The organism is Corynebacterium sp. CNCTC7651 (assembly GCF_021496665.1).
GTDB lineage: Bacteria > Actinomycetota > Actinomycetes > Mycobacteriales > Mycobacteriaceae > Corynebacterium.
The window spans coordinates 2,149,439-2,162,786 of the sequence record NZ_CP071246.1; the positions used below are offsets into that span (position 1 = coordinate 2,149,439).

Consider the following 13,348-nt stretch of genomic DNA (forward strand, 5'->3'; position numbering starts at 1 on the left):
GCGCCCCAACTACACCTGGTCGAAGAACTCCACGTGCTGGCCGCCGATGACCTTGGACGGCACGCCGATCTTGCCCGCTGCCTTGATCTCCGCGTATCCGTCGAGCGCGTCGCGGTAGGCAAGGAAGCGCTTCAGGTTCCGGATGTCCGTGACATCCAGCATCTCAGCCCCGCCGAACTGCTCCGGGTCCGCAGCGTATTGCGCAATCACGCCCGCGCAGTCGGGGCACTGGTGGTGCACGAAGATTTCCACGCGCGCTGTCTCCGCCGCGTTACCCATCGCCACTAGTGCCCGCGAGTCTGGTTGATGGCCTCGCCGTTCTCGAAGAACGGGCGCAGGTGGTTGTCAAAGAGGCTCAACGCAGCGCCGATGGCCATGTGCATGTCCAGGTACTGGTACGTGCCCAGGCGGCCGCCGAAGAGCACGCGGTTCTCCCGCGACTCCTCCGCCGCCAGCTCGCGGTACTTCAGCAGCTTCTCGCGGTCCTCCGGGGTGTTGATCGGGTAATACACCTCATCCTCGTCCTCTGCGAAGCGGGAGTACTCCTTCACAATCACGGTCTTGTCATCCGGGTATACGTCGGCGCGTTCCGGGTGGAAGTGGCGGAACTCGTGGATGCGGGTGTACGGCACGTCCGCGTCGTTGTAGTTCATCACGGGGGTGCCCTGGAAGTCCCCCACCTCAAGCACTTCCTGCTCGAAGTCCAGGGTGCGCCAGCCAAGGCGACCCTCCGCGTAATCGAAGTAGCGGTCCACCGGGCCGGTGTACACCACCGGCGCCTCTGGGCTCTCGTTGCGGACGTCGTCGCGGATATCGAACCAGTCGGTGTCCAAGCGAACGTCGATAAGCTCGTGCTCTGCCATACGCTCCAGCCAAGCAGCGTAGCCGTCTACGGGGAGTCCCTCGTACTTGTCGTTGAAGTAGCGGTTGTTGAAGGTGTAGCGCACCGGCAGGCGGGAGATAATCTCCGGCGGCAGGTCGGTCGGGTCAGTCTGCCACTGTTTTGCGGTGTAGTGCTTCACAAAGGCGTCGTACAGCGGCTTGCCAATCAGCGCGATGCCGCGCTCCTCCAAGTTGGTGGCGGCGGCCGGGTCGAGGCCCTCGCGCTGCTCCTCGATGAGCGCCTTCGCCTCCTCCGGCGAGTAGTAGCGGCCGAAGAACTGGTTGATCAGGCCGAGGCCCATCGGGAACTGGTAGGCGGTGCCGTCATGCATCGCGAACACGCGGTGCTGGTAATCCGTGAAGTCGGTGAACCGGTTCACGTACTCCCACACGCGGTCGTTGGACGTGTGGAACAGGTGCGCTCCGTATTTATGCACCTCAATGCCGGTTTCCGGCTCCTTTTCGCTGTATGCGTTGCCGCCGATGTGGCTGCGCTTCTCCACCACCAGCACACGCTTGCCCAGCTCGCTCGCGGCCTGTTCGGCCACAGTGAGACCGAAGAACCCGGATCCAACAACGATGAGGTCGTATTCCATGCGGCCTATTTTCGCATAGTTGCTTTTCGACGATCGTTCGCGCGACACGCCGAAGTTTCAACTCTTACTTGAAACTTGAGGTTGCGGTAAGCTGCGTTTCAATTCACTGTTGTCACATGTGCCCCAGGAGATGAACCGTGCAACAACGACGACGCCTCAACCCAGCGGCACCGGCCGCCAAGCACCCGCTGCTGGCCGCCGTTGTGGCCGCAATATTGACCGTGGCCGTGGTGGCAGCCGCGATGGTGACCAACGGCCGGATTCTGCAGGTGCAGAACGTCGGCCCCGCGAACATCGAGGTGAACATCGAGGTCTACAGCGACACCGACTCCTTCGCAGCCGGCGCGGACATCACCGTCGATGACGCAGCCATTCGCACCCAGGGCGGCGGCGAAGAGCATGTCCGCCGCGTGGTGAAGGAATTCACGCGGGACCGCGAGTTCTCCATCGTCGGCCTGACCTGGAAGGGCGACCGCGACATCGCCGCGTACGTGCGCGCCGAGCGCCCGGACGGCTCCTGGTCCGAGTGGTACGCGATGGATCCGGTGGACCCGCCGGCCGGCTCCGACACTTTCGGCACCGAGCCGATCTACGTCGAGCCGACCCGCCGCGTGCAGGTTTCCACCGGCAACGTGGACATGCTTGAAGGCGGCCGCGCGATCTCCGACGCACCCAACACCGCCCTGGACCTCAACGCTGTATTCCTGGACGGCGGCACCGGCATGGTCACGGGCGACATCAACCCGGTCGCAGACTCCTACACCCGCGGCATGCCCAAGGTGATCACCCGCGCGCAGTGGGGCGCGGGTGCATCGCGCAACCCGACGTACACCGAGCCGGTGACGGCAGCGACCGTCCACCACACCGCGGGCTCCAACAACTACACCGAGGCGCAGGCCCCGGGCATCGTGCGAGGCATTTGGCACTACCACGCCATCACCAACAACTGGGGCGACATGGGCTACAACGCGCTGGTGGACAAATACGGCAACATCTACGAAGGCCGCGCCGGCGGCCTGGACCGCGCGGTACAGGGCGCCCACGTCGGCGCGTTCAACTCCAACACCTGGGGCGTCTCCGTCCTGGGCAACTACATGAACCAGGCACCGTCAGAACAGGCCATCGACGCACTCGGCGAGATCATCGGTTGGAAGGCCGCCGTCGCCGGCTTCGACCCGCTCGGCTACAGCTACCACGTCGCAGAAGGCAACTTCCGCGGCTCCCGTTTCAGCGCCGGCCAGGGCAAGCTGTTCCCCAACATCAACGCGCACCGGGACTTCCACTACAACGACTGCCCGGGTGATGTGCTCTACGCGCGGATGCCGGACATTCGTCGTAAAGCAGCAGTGAAGTACAACGCCTTGCGCGCGGACCGCGCGTTTGGCACCCAGGGCTGGCTGGACCAGCTGCTGAACCCGAACCGGGCGGATCGGAACCAGCAGACCCCGGCCACGCAGCCTGGGCAGCAGCAGCCGGCCGGGCAGGCGCAGACGCAGCAGCCGGTGCGCACGGAACGCACGGTGACCAACTCCATCACCACCCCGGACGGCACCACCACAACGGTGACCAAGGAGACCACGCAGACCAGCCCGGCAACAGAGGGCCAGGCAGCGACGGTGAACACCCAGCTGTTCTCCGAGCTCTCCAGCGGCGACAGCCTGGCTATCGCCACCGTAGTGGGCACCGTCGCCGGTGTTGCGCTGGTCTACGCCTTCCAGCAGGGCATGTTCGACGACGCGATCAAGAACGTCGGCGGCACCGAGCTCCTCGCCGGCGTGACGGTGAAGGACCTCACCCCGTACATCTCTCCAGTGCTCAAGGTTGTGGATTCCAGCTCTGACTCGGATGTCTGGATGCAGCTGGAGCCCATCCTGGGCAAGATCGCCGGCGCAATGACCGGCCCGGGCGGCACCCAGATGGCGTTCTATGCCAACGGCATCGGCGTGCGCGATACCAAGGGGCAGATTTTCGCCCTCGTCGGCGAGATTGCGAACGCCTGGCTGCAGCAGGGTCTGGACGCCGGCCCGCTGGGCCTGCCGATCTCCGCGCAGACCAGCGTGAACGCGGATCAGATCCGCATGGACTTCGAGGGCGGCGCGATCGTCTTCACCCCATCCACCAAGACGATCAACATCATCACCCGCTAATCACACCTGGTTATTACACCTGGTTATTACACCTGGTTGTAGCTCCTCGCGACGGCATCTTCCCACCGCGCGAGGAGCTTCTCGCGTTCCGGCGCACCCATCGTTGCGGTGAAGGTGGTTGTGGGGCCGAGGCTTAAGGGAGCGTCGATAAGCAAAGCCCCAATGCCCGCCGCCGAAGCCGCGCCCATCACCGTCGTCTCCACATTGTCCGGGCGCACGACATCCAGGCCGAGGATGTCCGCCTGCATCTGCATAAGCAGGGAGTTCGCGGTCATCCCGCCGTCCACCTTCAGCGTCGCGGGCGCGCCACCCATCGCCGCAACCACCTCATACGTTTGCAGGCACGTCGCCTCCAGCGCCGCGCGGGCAATGTGCCGCTTATCCACGAACCTAGTCAGCCCACAAATAATCCCCCGCGCATCCGGCCGCCACCGCGGCGCGAAGAGCCCCGAGAACGCCGGCACGATTGTTACGCCGCCGGAATCCGGCACCTGCGCGGCCAGCTCCTCCGTCTCTTCCGCGGAGTTGAGCATGCCAAGCTGATCCCGCAGCCACTGGATCAACGAACCGCCGACCGCCACCGAACCCTCCAGCGCGTACACCGGCGGCTGCCCCTCGATCTGGTACGCGACGGTGGTGAGCATGCCGTCCTCGCTGAACCGCGGTTGTGTGCCCGTGTTCAGCAGCATGAACAGGCCGGTGCCGTACGTCATCTTCGCGTCGTGCTCATTTAGCCCGTGCTGCCCGAACAGCGCCGCCTGCTGATCCCCGAGCACGCCCGTGATGGGCACCCCTCCCAGCGGGCCGCGGCTGCGCACCTGGGCAAAAGTGCCTATCGACGGTTTAATTTCCGGCAACATTTGCCTTGGCACCCTGATCGCCTCGCAGAGCTCGTCGCTCCACTCCAGCGTGGTGAGGTCCATGAGGAGCGTGCGACTGGCGTTAGTCACGTCGGTGAGGTGCAGCGCGTTTTCGGTGTCGCGTGCGCCGCCCGTGAGGTTCCACATCAACCACGTGTCCATCGTGCCGGCGAGCAGTTCGCCGCGCTCCGCGCGCTCGCGGGCCCCTTCCACGTTGTCCAGGATCCAAGCCCACTTCGGCCCCGACGGGTAAGAGTTGTGCAGCAACCCGGTTTGGCGAAGGTATTTTGCCTGGTCGGCTGGGTGGTCGGCTGGGTGGTCGGCGTGGGGCGCCGGGTTGGCCTGGTCGGCCGCGCCGTCAGCCGCCGCGCTCGGGTTGGTGCGCGTGTCCTGCCACACGATTGCGTTGTAGATTGGCCGGCCGGTCGCCCGCTCCCAGATCACCGCGGTTTCGCGCTGGTTAGTGATGCCCAGCGCACTGATGTCCTCGTCCGCGATGTCCTGTTTTGCCAGTGCCTCCACGATCGCGCGGCGCGTGTTGCGCCAGATCTCCATTGCGTCGTGTTCCACCCAACCCTCGCGCGGCATGATCTGGGCGTGCTCGTACTGCGCCTGCGACACCACCTGGCCCCGAGTGTCAGCAATGATCACCCTGGTAGATGTCGTGCCCTGGTCAATCGCGGCGATGTACGTGGCGCTGTTCGGCATACGGGGCAGTGTACGGGGTGGGTTTGTCCAGCTTGGGAATGACTGGGGTTCACCTGTGGGCTGGGGGTGGTGCGCGGCGAGGCAGTTGGCGAGACAATGCGCAGCAACTTGGGCATCAACTTGGGCATGAGATTCGCTGAGGCCTACAGGGCTGTAGGCCTCAAGCAAAGTGAGTCACACCAGTCACACGCGACCTGCGGTTTTGGGGTAGGCCGCCAAGAGGAAATTCGCTGAGGCCTACACCCCTATAGGCCTCAACGAAAGTGGGCAACCCACTAGCGCGCCCGGAAGTTATCCACACCCCGGAATCCACCGAGCACACTTATCCACAGACCAGACATCCCACCCTTGCGCACGCGACGAATCCTCTGCACTATATCCGCTATGAACAATCAATCGACGCGAGAAGCAAAACGTACCCAGGAGATCGAATTGATCAAGCGGGTAGCTGGAGAAGCCAAGAAGTCCATAGTCACCGGCCCAGCAGCCGCGAGGTTATTAACTTTGAGCACCTATTCATGGGTTACGCAGGTAGACCTTATCTTGAACAATCGGGGCCACACTTGGGGCAAGAAGCGGACATACACGGATCGCAGGTATCACGGCGCGTCTATCGATGCGTATCAAATATCGTCCACCGCTGGCATTTCCCATACCTGTCTACTTCGATGTCTTTTCGACAGTTTTAGGTACCACGGCCGTCTCGAAGCGCTCGTACAGATTGAATCTGCACGCTGGAAATGGTCGAACCTGACCGTCGACGAGTTGCTGAAGCACACCGATGTCCTCCCTCGAGCGAAAGGCCTGCGCGAATTTCGAAGCCTTATCGAGTTCTCAGGCGCTACCAGTCAAAGCCCGCTGGAAACCTTGGCACGCGAGACTATCCTCACTGCAATCGAGAAGGGAGAGCTCCCTGAGGTTCACACGGTTGAGTTCCAGATCCCTTTTTGGATCAAAACCCGGGACGGCACCATGCAGATCGCACGGGTGGACGTATTGATCAACGGCTATCTCGTGTTGGAGTTGGATGGCTTGATCAAATCTGACGGCACGTTCGGAGACCCGGACACTATCACCCGCGAAGAACGCCATCGCGAGATGGAGTTGCAGAATCAGGGGCTCCTGGTCAGGCGGGCGGGGTGGACAAACGGCAGAGGTGAGGCGTTGCTCAATCTCATCCGCACCACCCTCGCCAACAATCCCGCACCGGCGGTGCTCCCCGTCCGTGCTGAGCCTTCCGCCGCCTAGGGGCACTTTGCTTGACGACGTTCACCCAGCCTGCGCCAGCAAGAAACCCCGCCCCAGCTACCTAAAACCAGTGCTCGAGCACTGCGGCGACGCCGTCTTCGTCGTTGGTCACCGTGACGTAATCGGCCGCATCCTGCACTAACGGCGCGGCGTTCGCCATGGCCACGCCCATGCCAGACCAGGCGAGCATCTCAAGGTCGTTGGGCATGTCGCCGAACGCCACCACGTCGGAAGGGTCCACGCCGTACTGCGCTGCCAGCACGGACACGCCGGTCGCCTTGTTCACACCCGGGCAGGAAAACTCAAGCAGGCCCTCATCCATGGAGTAGGTCACGTGGGCATCGTCAGGGTTAATCACCGGCGCGACCAGCTCAAACATCTCCGCGGACGTCATCTCCATGCACCGCACCAGCAGTTTCGCGGCCGGCACGGCGATCAGCTCCTCCACGCTCACCACACCGAAACGAGCGTCCCACGCGTCCGGGTTGTATTCGCGGGTGATCAGGAAGCACTCCTCCTCCGGGTCAAGCGCGCTGGAACCCACACGCTCCACACCGTAACCGTGCGGAATCCCGGCAAACGCCTCCTCGACGGCATCGACCACACCGCGCATCGCTTCCGTCGACAGTTCAAAAGCTCGAAGCACGGTGTCGGACGCCGGGTCATACACCACCGCCCCGTTCGCGCACACGCACACCGGCGCGAACGGCAGCTGATCCAGCACCGGCATCAGCCAGCGGTGCGGGCGACCGGTGGCCAGCCCAAAGTGCACGCCGCGACGCACCGCACGCGCCACCACGTCACGCAGGCGCGGGCTCACACGCCCCTGCGAATTCAGGAACGTGCCGTCAATGTCGCTGATGATCAGCTTGGGAGCGCCCATCAGGAGCCTCCCTTTGATTTTCGACGTTTATTTCCAGCCCGCTTCTCCGCCTTGGCCGCCTTCTTCGCAGCCCGCGCCTCGCGCTCCCGCGCGTAGATCTCTTCAGCTTCCTCGATGGAAGGAGCCGTGCCGCCGAGGGAGGCCGGCATCCACGCCTCCCCGCCTTCGATGCCGACGAGGTTCCGGGATTCGTCGAGAAGCAGTTGCATCGCAGCCTTCAAGCGTTCGGTGTCCGCTTCCGCATCCCCGGTGAGCGCGACCGGCTCGCCGTAGCGCACAATCACCGGCACGCCCCGGAGCTGTTTGGGCAGGTCCTTGGTCCAGATGCGCTGGGATCCCCAGATCATCACGCACGGGATCAGCGGCACGCCGGCCGCGTGCGCGATGCGCGCGGCACCGGTCTTGAACTTCGCCAGCTCAAAGGAGCGCGAGATGGTTGCCTCGGGGAAAATGCCCACCAGCCTGCCGCGCCGCAGCTCAGCCACAGCTGCGTCGATGGCGCCGGCACCGCGGGCGCGGTCCACCGGCACGTGCCCCATCTTCTGCATGATGCCGCCCAGCACCGGGATGCCGAAGACGCTTTGCTTCGCCATGAAACGCACCAGCCGGTTGCCGTGAATGTGCGGCCCGGCGCCCATCAGGACAAAGTCGTAGTACCCGGTGTGGTTGCCAGCCAGCAATGCACCGCCGCGTTGGGGGATGTGCTCGAGGCCGTGCAAAGTGACGTCGATACGCGTGAAGCCCAGCAGACGCCGCGCAACGCCCACGGCGCCCTGGTAGAAGCGCTCCTTGGATTCCACCGGGTGATCAGCCGGCGAGGTGTAGGAGGCGGGGAGCTGCAGCCCGCGCCGCCGCCCTAGCCCGGCGCGTTCACTCACGGCACCAGCACGTCCTTGCCCACCCAGGGGCGCAGCGCCTCAGGCACGACGACGGAGCCGTCTGCCTGCTGGTGGTTCTCCAGGATCGCGACCAGCCAGCGGGTGGTGGCCAGGGTGCCGTTCAGGGTGGCGGCGGTCTGGGTCTTGCCGTCCGCGTCGCGGTAGCGGGTGTTCAGTCGGCGGGCCTGGAACGTGGTGCAGTTGGAGGTGGAGGTGAGCTCGCGGTAGGTATTCTGCGACGGCACCCACGCCTCCGTGTCAAACTTGCGGGCGGCGGAAGAGCCGAGGTCACCTGCGGCGACGTCGATGATGCGGTACGGCACCTCCACCAAGGCCAGCATCTCGCGCTCCAGCGAGAGCAGGCGCTGGTGCATCTCCTCTGCTTCCTCCGGCTTGCAGTAGACAAACATTTCCAGTTTGTCGAACTGGTGGACACGCAGGATGCCCTTCGTGTCCTTGCCGTAGGAGCCCGCTTCACGACGGAAGCAGCTCGACCACCCCGCATACAGCAGCGGCCCGTCGGAGAGGTCAATAATCTCGTCGCGGTGGTAGCCAGCAAGCGCCACCTCGGAGGTGCCTACCAGGTACATCTCGTCGCGCTCGAGGTAGTAAATCTCCTCGTCGTGCTCATCCAGGAAGCCGGTGCCGGCCATCACGTCCGGGCGCACCAGCACCGGCGGGACCATGACCTTGAAACCGGCCTCGCGCGCCTTTTGCGCGGCGAGCATGAGCATGCCCAGCTGCATCCAGGCGCCGTCGCCCACCAGGTAGTAGAAGCGCGCGCCGCCCACCTTAGCGCCGCGGGCCATGTCGATGATGCCCAGGCCCTCGCCCAGGTCAAGGTGGTCCTTGACCTCGAAATCGAACTCCGGGACCTCGCCCACGTGCTCCAGCACCACGAAGTCTTCCTCGCCGCCCGCGGGAGCGCCGACGATCGGGTTCGGGATGGCGACCTGGAGGCGCGCAACCTCCGCCTCCGCCTGCTTCTGCGTGTCCGCTGCCTTGACGCGGGCCTTCAGCTCGTTCGATCCCTCGAGCAGCGCGGGGCGCTCCTCCGGGGAGGCCTGGCCGATCTTCTTGCCAAAGGCCTTCTGCTCGCCGCGCAGCTCATCCGCCACCTGGATGGCTGCGCGCCGCGCCTCATCGGCGGCGAGCAGCTGGTCCACCAGCTGCGGATCCTCGCCGCGGGCCACCTGGGACTCGCGGACGGCATCGGGGTTTTCGCGCACACTCTTAAGATCGATCACGCCTACAAACTCTACAGGGTCGCACCCACCCGGTCAGGAGCTGTGGACTGGTCATAACCACCGGCGTAAGCTGGAGTGCATGATCACCGACGGCCCCGTTCCCAAGCACGCGCAGCTGCGCGAGATCTTGGAGCGGACAATCGCCGAGGAACTCTCGCCCGGCGACCCGCTCCCGGGCGAGCGCGCCTTGGAGGAGGAGTACGGGGTCTCCCGCATCACGGTGCGCCGCGCGATCGGCGACTTGGTCAACGCCGGCAAACTGCGCCGCGTGCGCGGAAAAGGCACCTTTGTCGCCCCGTCGCCGGTGGTCAGCCGCCTGCACTTGGCCAGCTTTTCGGAGGAAATGCGCCACCAGCGGGTGGAAGCATCCTCCCGCGTACTGCTTGCCGGCATTGATCACGCCCCGCCGGAGGCCACGGAGTTCTTCGGCACAGCGCCGGACACGCAGCACATCCACCTCCGCCGCCTACGCTTGGGCGACGGCGAGCCCTACGCGGTGGATGATGCCTGGTACAACGCCACACTGGTCCCTACGCTCCTGGACCACGACGTGGAGCAATCCATCTACACCCTTCTGGAGCGCGAGTACGGGTTCGGTATCACGGAGGCGGACCAGACCGTCTCCGCCGTCACCGCCGGCGCGCAGAATGCCCAGCTGCTGGAGGTCGCGCCCGCTACCCCCCTGCTCCACGTCGTGCGCCACGGCCGCAGCGGCGCCTTGCACCTGGAGTACTGCTCTTCCGTCTACCGCACGGACCGGTACACGCTGCGCACCCGCGTGGTGCGTGAACTGGAGCAACCGGGGCCCACAGGGTGATGGGTTAGGCTAGCCGTCATGGTTTCTCCCGGACGTAGCCGCACCACCGCCACGCGCGCCTTCTTGGTCTCCGCGCTGGCGGGCGCCGTTGGCATCGGATCCTACGGTTTCGTTGCGGAGCGCACCGGGGACGCGGGCGGAGTGGAAACGCAGGCGCAGGCCACCACGACGGCTGCGGGGGAAACGGGTGAAACGGAGACGTCGGAAAGCATGGCCCCCGTGACCTTCACAAGCGCGGACCAGGGCTCCTGCCTGACGTGGGAGGTGGGGCCGGACGGTTCGATCTCCGGTTTTGAGCAGGCGGATTGCGCGGGCCCGCACCGTTTTGAGGTGTCGCTGCGCGAGGACCTGGGCACCTACCCCACCAGCGAGTTCGGCCCCACTGCGCCCATGCCCAGCCAGACGCGCCAGGCGCAGCTGCGCGAGGAGCTGTGCGGCGCCGCGACGCTGCGCTACCTGGACGGGGTGTACGACCCGACGGGGCGCTACTCCATCGCGCCGATCCTGCCGCCTGCTGCCGCGTGGGAGAAGGGCGACCGCACCATGCTCTGCGGCCTGCAGGAGACAGACCGCAGCGGCGAGCCGATCCTGACCACCGGGCGCGTCGCCGACCAAGACCAGGCCCGCGTGTTCGAGCCGGGCCAGTGCGTGGCGGTGGATCAGACGAACTCACTGACCGTGGTGGATTGCGCGGACCCGCACCAGTTGGAGATCACCGCCAAAGTGGCCATGGGGGACGTGTTCCCGGACCACACCCCGGCGGTTGAGGAGCAGGACGGCCACCTGGGCAACGTCTGCACCGCGGCCGCGCAGGACTACCTCGGCGGCGAGGAGAACCTCTACCGCATCACCCTGCAACCTTTCTGGACGACGCAAAAACCCGAGGCGTGGGACGGCGGCTCCCGTTCCGTCAACTGCGCGCTGGTGTTCTCGCGCCCTGAGGGGCAGTTCGCGGAGCTCACCGGCAGCGCACGCGAGGGCAGGGAGCACTTGCTTATCGACGGCGCACCCCCAGCCGAAAAGCCCGACCGCCGGCCGCTTCGCTCCGATGCCGGTGCCGGGGCGCCGGGCGAGGCGACCGGCGCAGATGCGGGTGCTGGTGACGCGGTGGCGCAGTGATGACACCCGTCACCCACGCCGAGTTCGAGGCCATGATCAACGACGCCCTGGACACCATCCCCGACGAATTTGCCCACCATATGACCAACATGGTGGTGCTGGCGCGGGATTTCAACGCAGACAACCCGGAACTGCTGGGCTTGTTCGAGGGTGTGCCGCTGACGGAGCAGTACTCCAACCACAGCGGGTTCCTCCCCGATGCTGTGTTCATTTACAAAAACGCGCTGGAAGCGATCTGCGCCGACGAGGAGGAGTTACGCCACGAGGTCAAAGTGACCGTGCTGCATGAGGTGGGGCACTACTTTGGCCTTGAGGAGCACGAACTTCACGAGCTCGGCTGGGGCTAGCGCGGCCCACGGGTCTGGCGCAGCCGGCGCGGCCGACGGGTCTGGCGCGGAGCGGCTAGCCCTCCGGCAGCGGGTAATCGGCCCACTGGACCACGCGCCAGTCGCCGAACTCGCCAACCGGGTCGATGACCAGGTACGTGCAGTTGGCCAGGTGGGACTGTTCCGCGTACTCCGGCGTGACCGTTGTGGCGTTAGCGGCGAACGCGCGGATCGCCCCGCCGTGGGACACCACCACGGTGTTGCCCTCTTCCTGCGCGAAGGGCGCGATCGCCCCGCGGTAGCGGGCGAGGAAGAGTTCCAAGGACTCGCCCTCCTCAATCGCCGCAGCTAGGTCGCGGCGGTAGAACCCGCGGAACGAGGAGAAGTAGCCTTCGTGCGCCTCGCGGGAATTCTGCATTTCCCAGCGGCCGGCATTGACCTCGTGCAGGCCAGGCACCGCAGGGATGTCCGCGAAGTCGCTCGGCGTGTCCGGCCCGAACGCCAAGGCGGCGGTCTCGCGGGCGCGCAGCGCTTCGGAGGAAATGACTCGGTCAACGGCGTAGCGCGAACGGATCTCGTCGCCGGCAGCGCGGGCTTGCTCCTGCCCCAATTCCGTCAGCGCGGCGCCCGGCAGCTGGGTGTCCAAGAGGCGATCCACGTTGGAGGTGGTCTGGCCGTGTCGCAGCAAAATCAGCATGGTCTTCCTACCTACTTCCCTTCCCGTGCGCGGCGCACCCAGGCGTCGGCGGCCGCGATGCGTTCGTGGGCCAACCCCGCGCCCGCGTCATCCGTGCCTAACCCGGAGCCCGCGGCACCAGTCCACCGCGGCCAGGACCCGAGGAAGCGCACCCAGCTCGCCCGCAGGTAGACACCGCGCAGCGCCTCGGCCACGGGGGCGTCATCCACATGTCCAACAAGCTCCACAAAGAAGTTGTACGTGTTCGGCTCTTGGCGCGTGGGGCGGGACTCAATACGGGAGAGATCTACACCCCGATAGGCAAATTCCTGCAGGATGGCCACCAGCGTGCCCGGCTCGTTGGGTGTCTGGAACACCAGCGCCGTCCGGTCGCGCCCCGTGCGCGCGGGCGGCTGCGCCTCCGGCCCGGCCAGCACAAACCGCGTGCGCGCCGTATCCATGTCCGCCACGCCGTGGGCGTGCACCTCCAGGCCGAACAAGTCCGCCGCCCGCTCGGGCGCGGCGGCCACGTCAGCCTGGCCCTCCGCCACCATGCGCGCGGCAGCAGCGTTCGAGGACGCGGAGACGAACTCCACGCCCGGCATGTGTTCTGCCACCCAGCCTTTGACCTGCTGGTATGCCACGGGGTGGGTGGCTAGCGTGTGAACGTCGGCAAGCGAAGTGCCCGGGCGCGTCATGATGGCAAACGCGATCTCCAGCTCAGTCTCGCCCGCAATCTGCACGCCCGGCTCCACCAACGCGTCCGAGGTGGAGGTCACGGCGCCGTCCACAGAATTCTCGATGGCCACCACCGCGTAGTCCGCCTCACCCGCGCGCACAGCGGCGAGCGCAGCAGCAGGCGAATCTGCCGGCACGTACTCCGGCTCGGGCAGGTCGAAGCGGCGCGCGGCTTCCTCCGTGAAGGTGCCGGCTGGGCCAAGGTAGGCAATGCGGGTCACCT

Annotated in this window: 13 protein-coding genes; 5 read left to right on the forward strand and 8 right to left on the reverse strand. The window is 65.7% G+C overall.

Annotation, left to right across the window (positions count from 1 at the left end; genetic code table 11):
• Positions 1–9: 9 nt before the first annotated feature.
• On the reverse strand, positions 10–285 hold the full coding sequence (locus tag JZY91_RS10275; RefSeq protein WP_234947767.1) for a hypothetical protein: 276 nt from the start codon (positions 283–285) through the stop codon (positions 10–12).
• Positions 285–1,478 (reverse strand): UDP-galactopyranose mutase, encoded by a 1,194-nt coding sequence (gene glf / locus JZY91_RS10280; RefSeq protein ID WP_234947768.1) that lies wholly within the window; start codon positions 1,476–1,478, stop codon positions 285–287. The genes JZY91_RS10275 and glf overlap by 1 nt, the downstream gene beginning before the upstream one ends.
• 137 nt (positions 1,479–1,615) lie before the next feature.
• On the opposite strand from glf, the gene JZY91_RS10285 reads away from it, so the two are divergent.
• Positions 1,616–3,625, forward strand: a complete 2,010-nt coding sequence (locus tag JZY91_RS10285; RefSeq protein WP_234947769.1) for an N-acetylmuramoyl-L-alanine amidase — start codon at positions 1,616–1,618, stop codon at positions 3,623–3,625.
• A 26-nt stretch (positions 3,626–3,651) separates the two neighbouring features.
• Here JZY91_RS10285 and glpK read toward each other — a convergent pair whose 3' ends face one another.
• Positions 3,652–5,193 carry a glycerol kinase GlpK gene (gene glpK, locus JZY91_RS10290; RefSeq protein WP_234947770.1) on the reverse strand — a complete coding sequence of 514 codons (1,542 nt, stop codon included), beginning with the start codon at positions 5,191–5,193 and terminating at the stop codon, positions 3,652–3,654.
• Positions 5,194–5,577: 384 nt separating this feature from the next.
• Between glpK and JZY91_RS10295 the strand changes: the two genes are divergently transcribed.
• Positions 5,578–6,441 carry a hypothetical protein gene (locus JZY91_RS10295; RefSeq protein ID WP_234947771.1) on the forward strand — a complete coding sequence of 288 codons (864 nt, stop codon included), beginning with the start codon at positions 5,578–5,580 and terminating at the stop codon, positions 6,439–6,441.
• 61 nt (positions 6,442–6,502) lie between these two features.
• Here the strand turns inward: JZY91_RS10295 and JZY91_RS10300 are convergent, their stop codons facing one another.
• The 3 genes from JZY91_RS10300 to serS are packed head-to-tail and all read right to left on the reverse strand — an operon-like array spanning position 6,503 to position 9,449.
• Complete coding sequence (locus JZY91_RS10300; protein WP_234947772.1) at positions 6,503–7,324, reverse strand: Cof-type HAD-IIB family hydrolase; 822 nt, start codon at positions 7,322–7,324, stop codon at positions 6,503–6,505.
• Positions 7,324–8,202 carry a 1-acyl-sn-glycerol-3-phosphate acyltransferase gene (locus tag JZY91_RS10305; protein ID WP_234947773.1) on the reverse strand — a complete coding sequence of 293 codons (879 nt, stop codon included), beginning with the start codon at positions 8,200–8,202 and terminating at the stop codon, positions 7,324–7,326. The genes JZY91_RS10300 and JZY91_RS10305 overlap by 1 nt, the downstream gene beginning before the upstream one ends.
• A complete protein-coding gene (serS, locus tag JZY91_RS10310) occupies positions 8,199–9,449 on the reverse strand; it encodes a serine--tRNA ligase (RefSeq protein ID WP_234947774.1) in 1,251 nt (416 codons plus the stop codon). The genes JZY91_RS10305 and serS overlap by 4 nt, the downstream gene beginning before the upstream one ends.
• 79 nt (positions 9,450–9,528) lie before the next feature.
• On the opposite strand from serS, the gene JZY91_RS10315 reads away from it, so the two are divergent.
• Genes JZY91_RS10315 through JZY91_RS10325 form a run of 3 tightly spaced genes read left to right on the forward strand, consistent with a single transcriptional unit; the run spans position 9,529 to position 11,732 of the window.
• A complete protein-coding gene (locus JZY91_RS10315) occupies positions 9,529–10,266 on the forward strand; it encodes a GntR family transcriptional regulator (RefSeq protein WP_234947775.1) in 738 nt (245 codons plus the stop codon).
• An 18-nt stretch (positions 10,267–10,284) separates the two neighbouring features.
• Positions 10,285–11,385, forward strand: coding sequence for a septum formation family protein (locus JZY91_RS10320; protein WP_234947776.1), 1,101 nt, complete (start codon positions 10,285–10,287; stop codon positions 11,383–11,385).
• Entirely contained in the window at positions 11,385–11,732 is a 348-nt protein-coding gene (locus tag JZY91_RS10325) for a metallopeptidase family protein (RefSeq protein ID WP_234947777.1), read from the forward strand. The genes JZY91_RS10320 and JZY91_RS10325 overlap by 1 nt, the downstream gene beginning before the upstream one ends.
• Before the next feature lie 55 nt (positions 11,733–11,787).
• On the opposite strand, the gene JZY91_RS10330 is transcribed toward JZY91_RS10325, so the two are convergent.
• Positions 11,788–12,408: a histidine phosphatase family protein gene (locus tag JZY91_RS10330; protein ID WP_234947778.1), complete on the reverse strand. Its 621-nt coding sequence runs from the start codon at positions 12,406–12,408 to the stop codon at positions 11,788–11,790.
• A gap of 11 nt (positions 12,409–12,419) precedes the next feature.
• Positions 12,420–13,346, reverse strand: coding sequence for a prephenate dehydratase (gene pheA, locus JZY91_RS10335; protein ID WP_234947779.1), 927 nt, complete (start codon positions 13,344–13,346; stop codon positions 12,420–12,422).
• Between the last annotated feature and the right edge of the window lie 2 nt (positions 13,347–13,348).

Coding starts and splice junctions, on each gene's coding strand:
- JZY91_RS10320 (WP_234947776.1), top strand. CDS start 10,285: ATGGTTTCTCCCGGACGTAGCCGCACCACCGCCACGCGCGCCTTCTTG.
- glf (WP_234947768.1), bottom strand. CDS start 1,478: ATGGAATACGACCTCATCGTTGTTGGATCCGGGTTCTTCGGTCTCACT.
- glpK (WP_234947770.1), bottom strand. CDS start 5,193: ATGCCGAACAGCGCCACGTACATCGCCGCGATTGACCAGGGCACGACA.
- JZY91_RS10325 (WP_234947777.1), top strand. CDS start 11,385: ATGACACCCGTCACCCACGCCGAGTTCGAGGCCATGATCAACGACGCC.
- JZY91_RS10330 (WP_234947778.1), bottom strand. CDS start 12,408: ATGCTGATTTTGCTGCGACACGGCCAGACCACCTCCAACGTGGATCGC.
- JZY91_RS10295 (WP_234947771.1), top strand. CDS start 5,578: ATGAACAATCAATCGACGCGAGAAGCAAAACGTACCCAGGAGATCGAA.
- JZY91_RS10315 (WP_234947775.1), top strand. CDS start 9,529: ATGATCACCGACGGCCCCGTTCCCAAGCACGCGCAGCTGCGCGAGATC.
- JZY91_RS10300 (WP_234947772.1), bottom strand. CDS start 7,324: ATGGGCGCTCCCAAGCTGATCATCAGCGACATTGACGGCACGTTCCTG.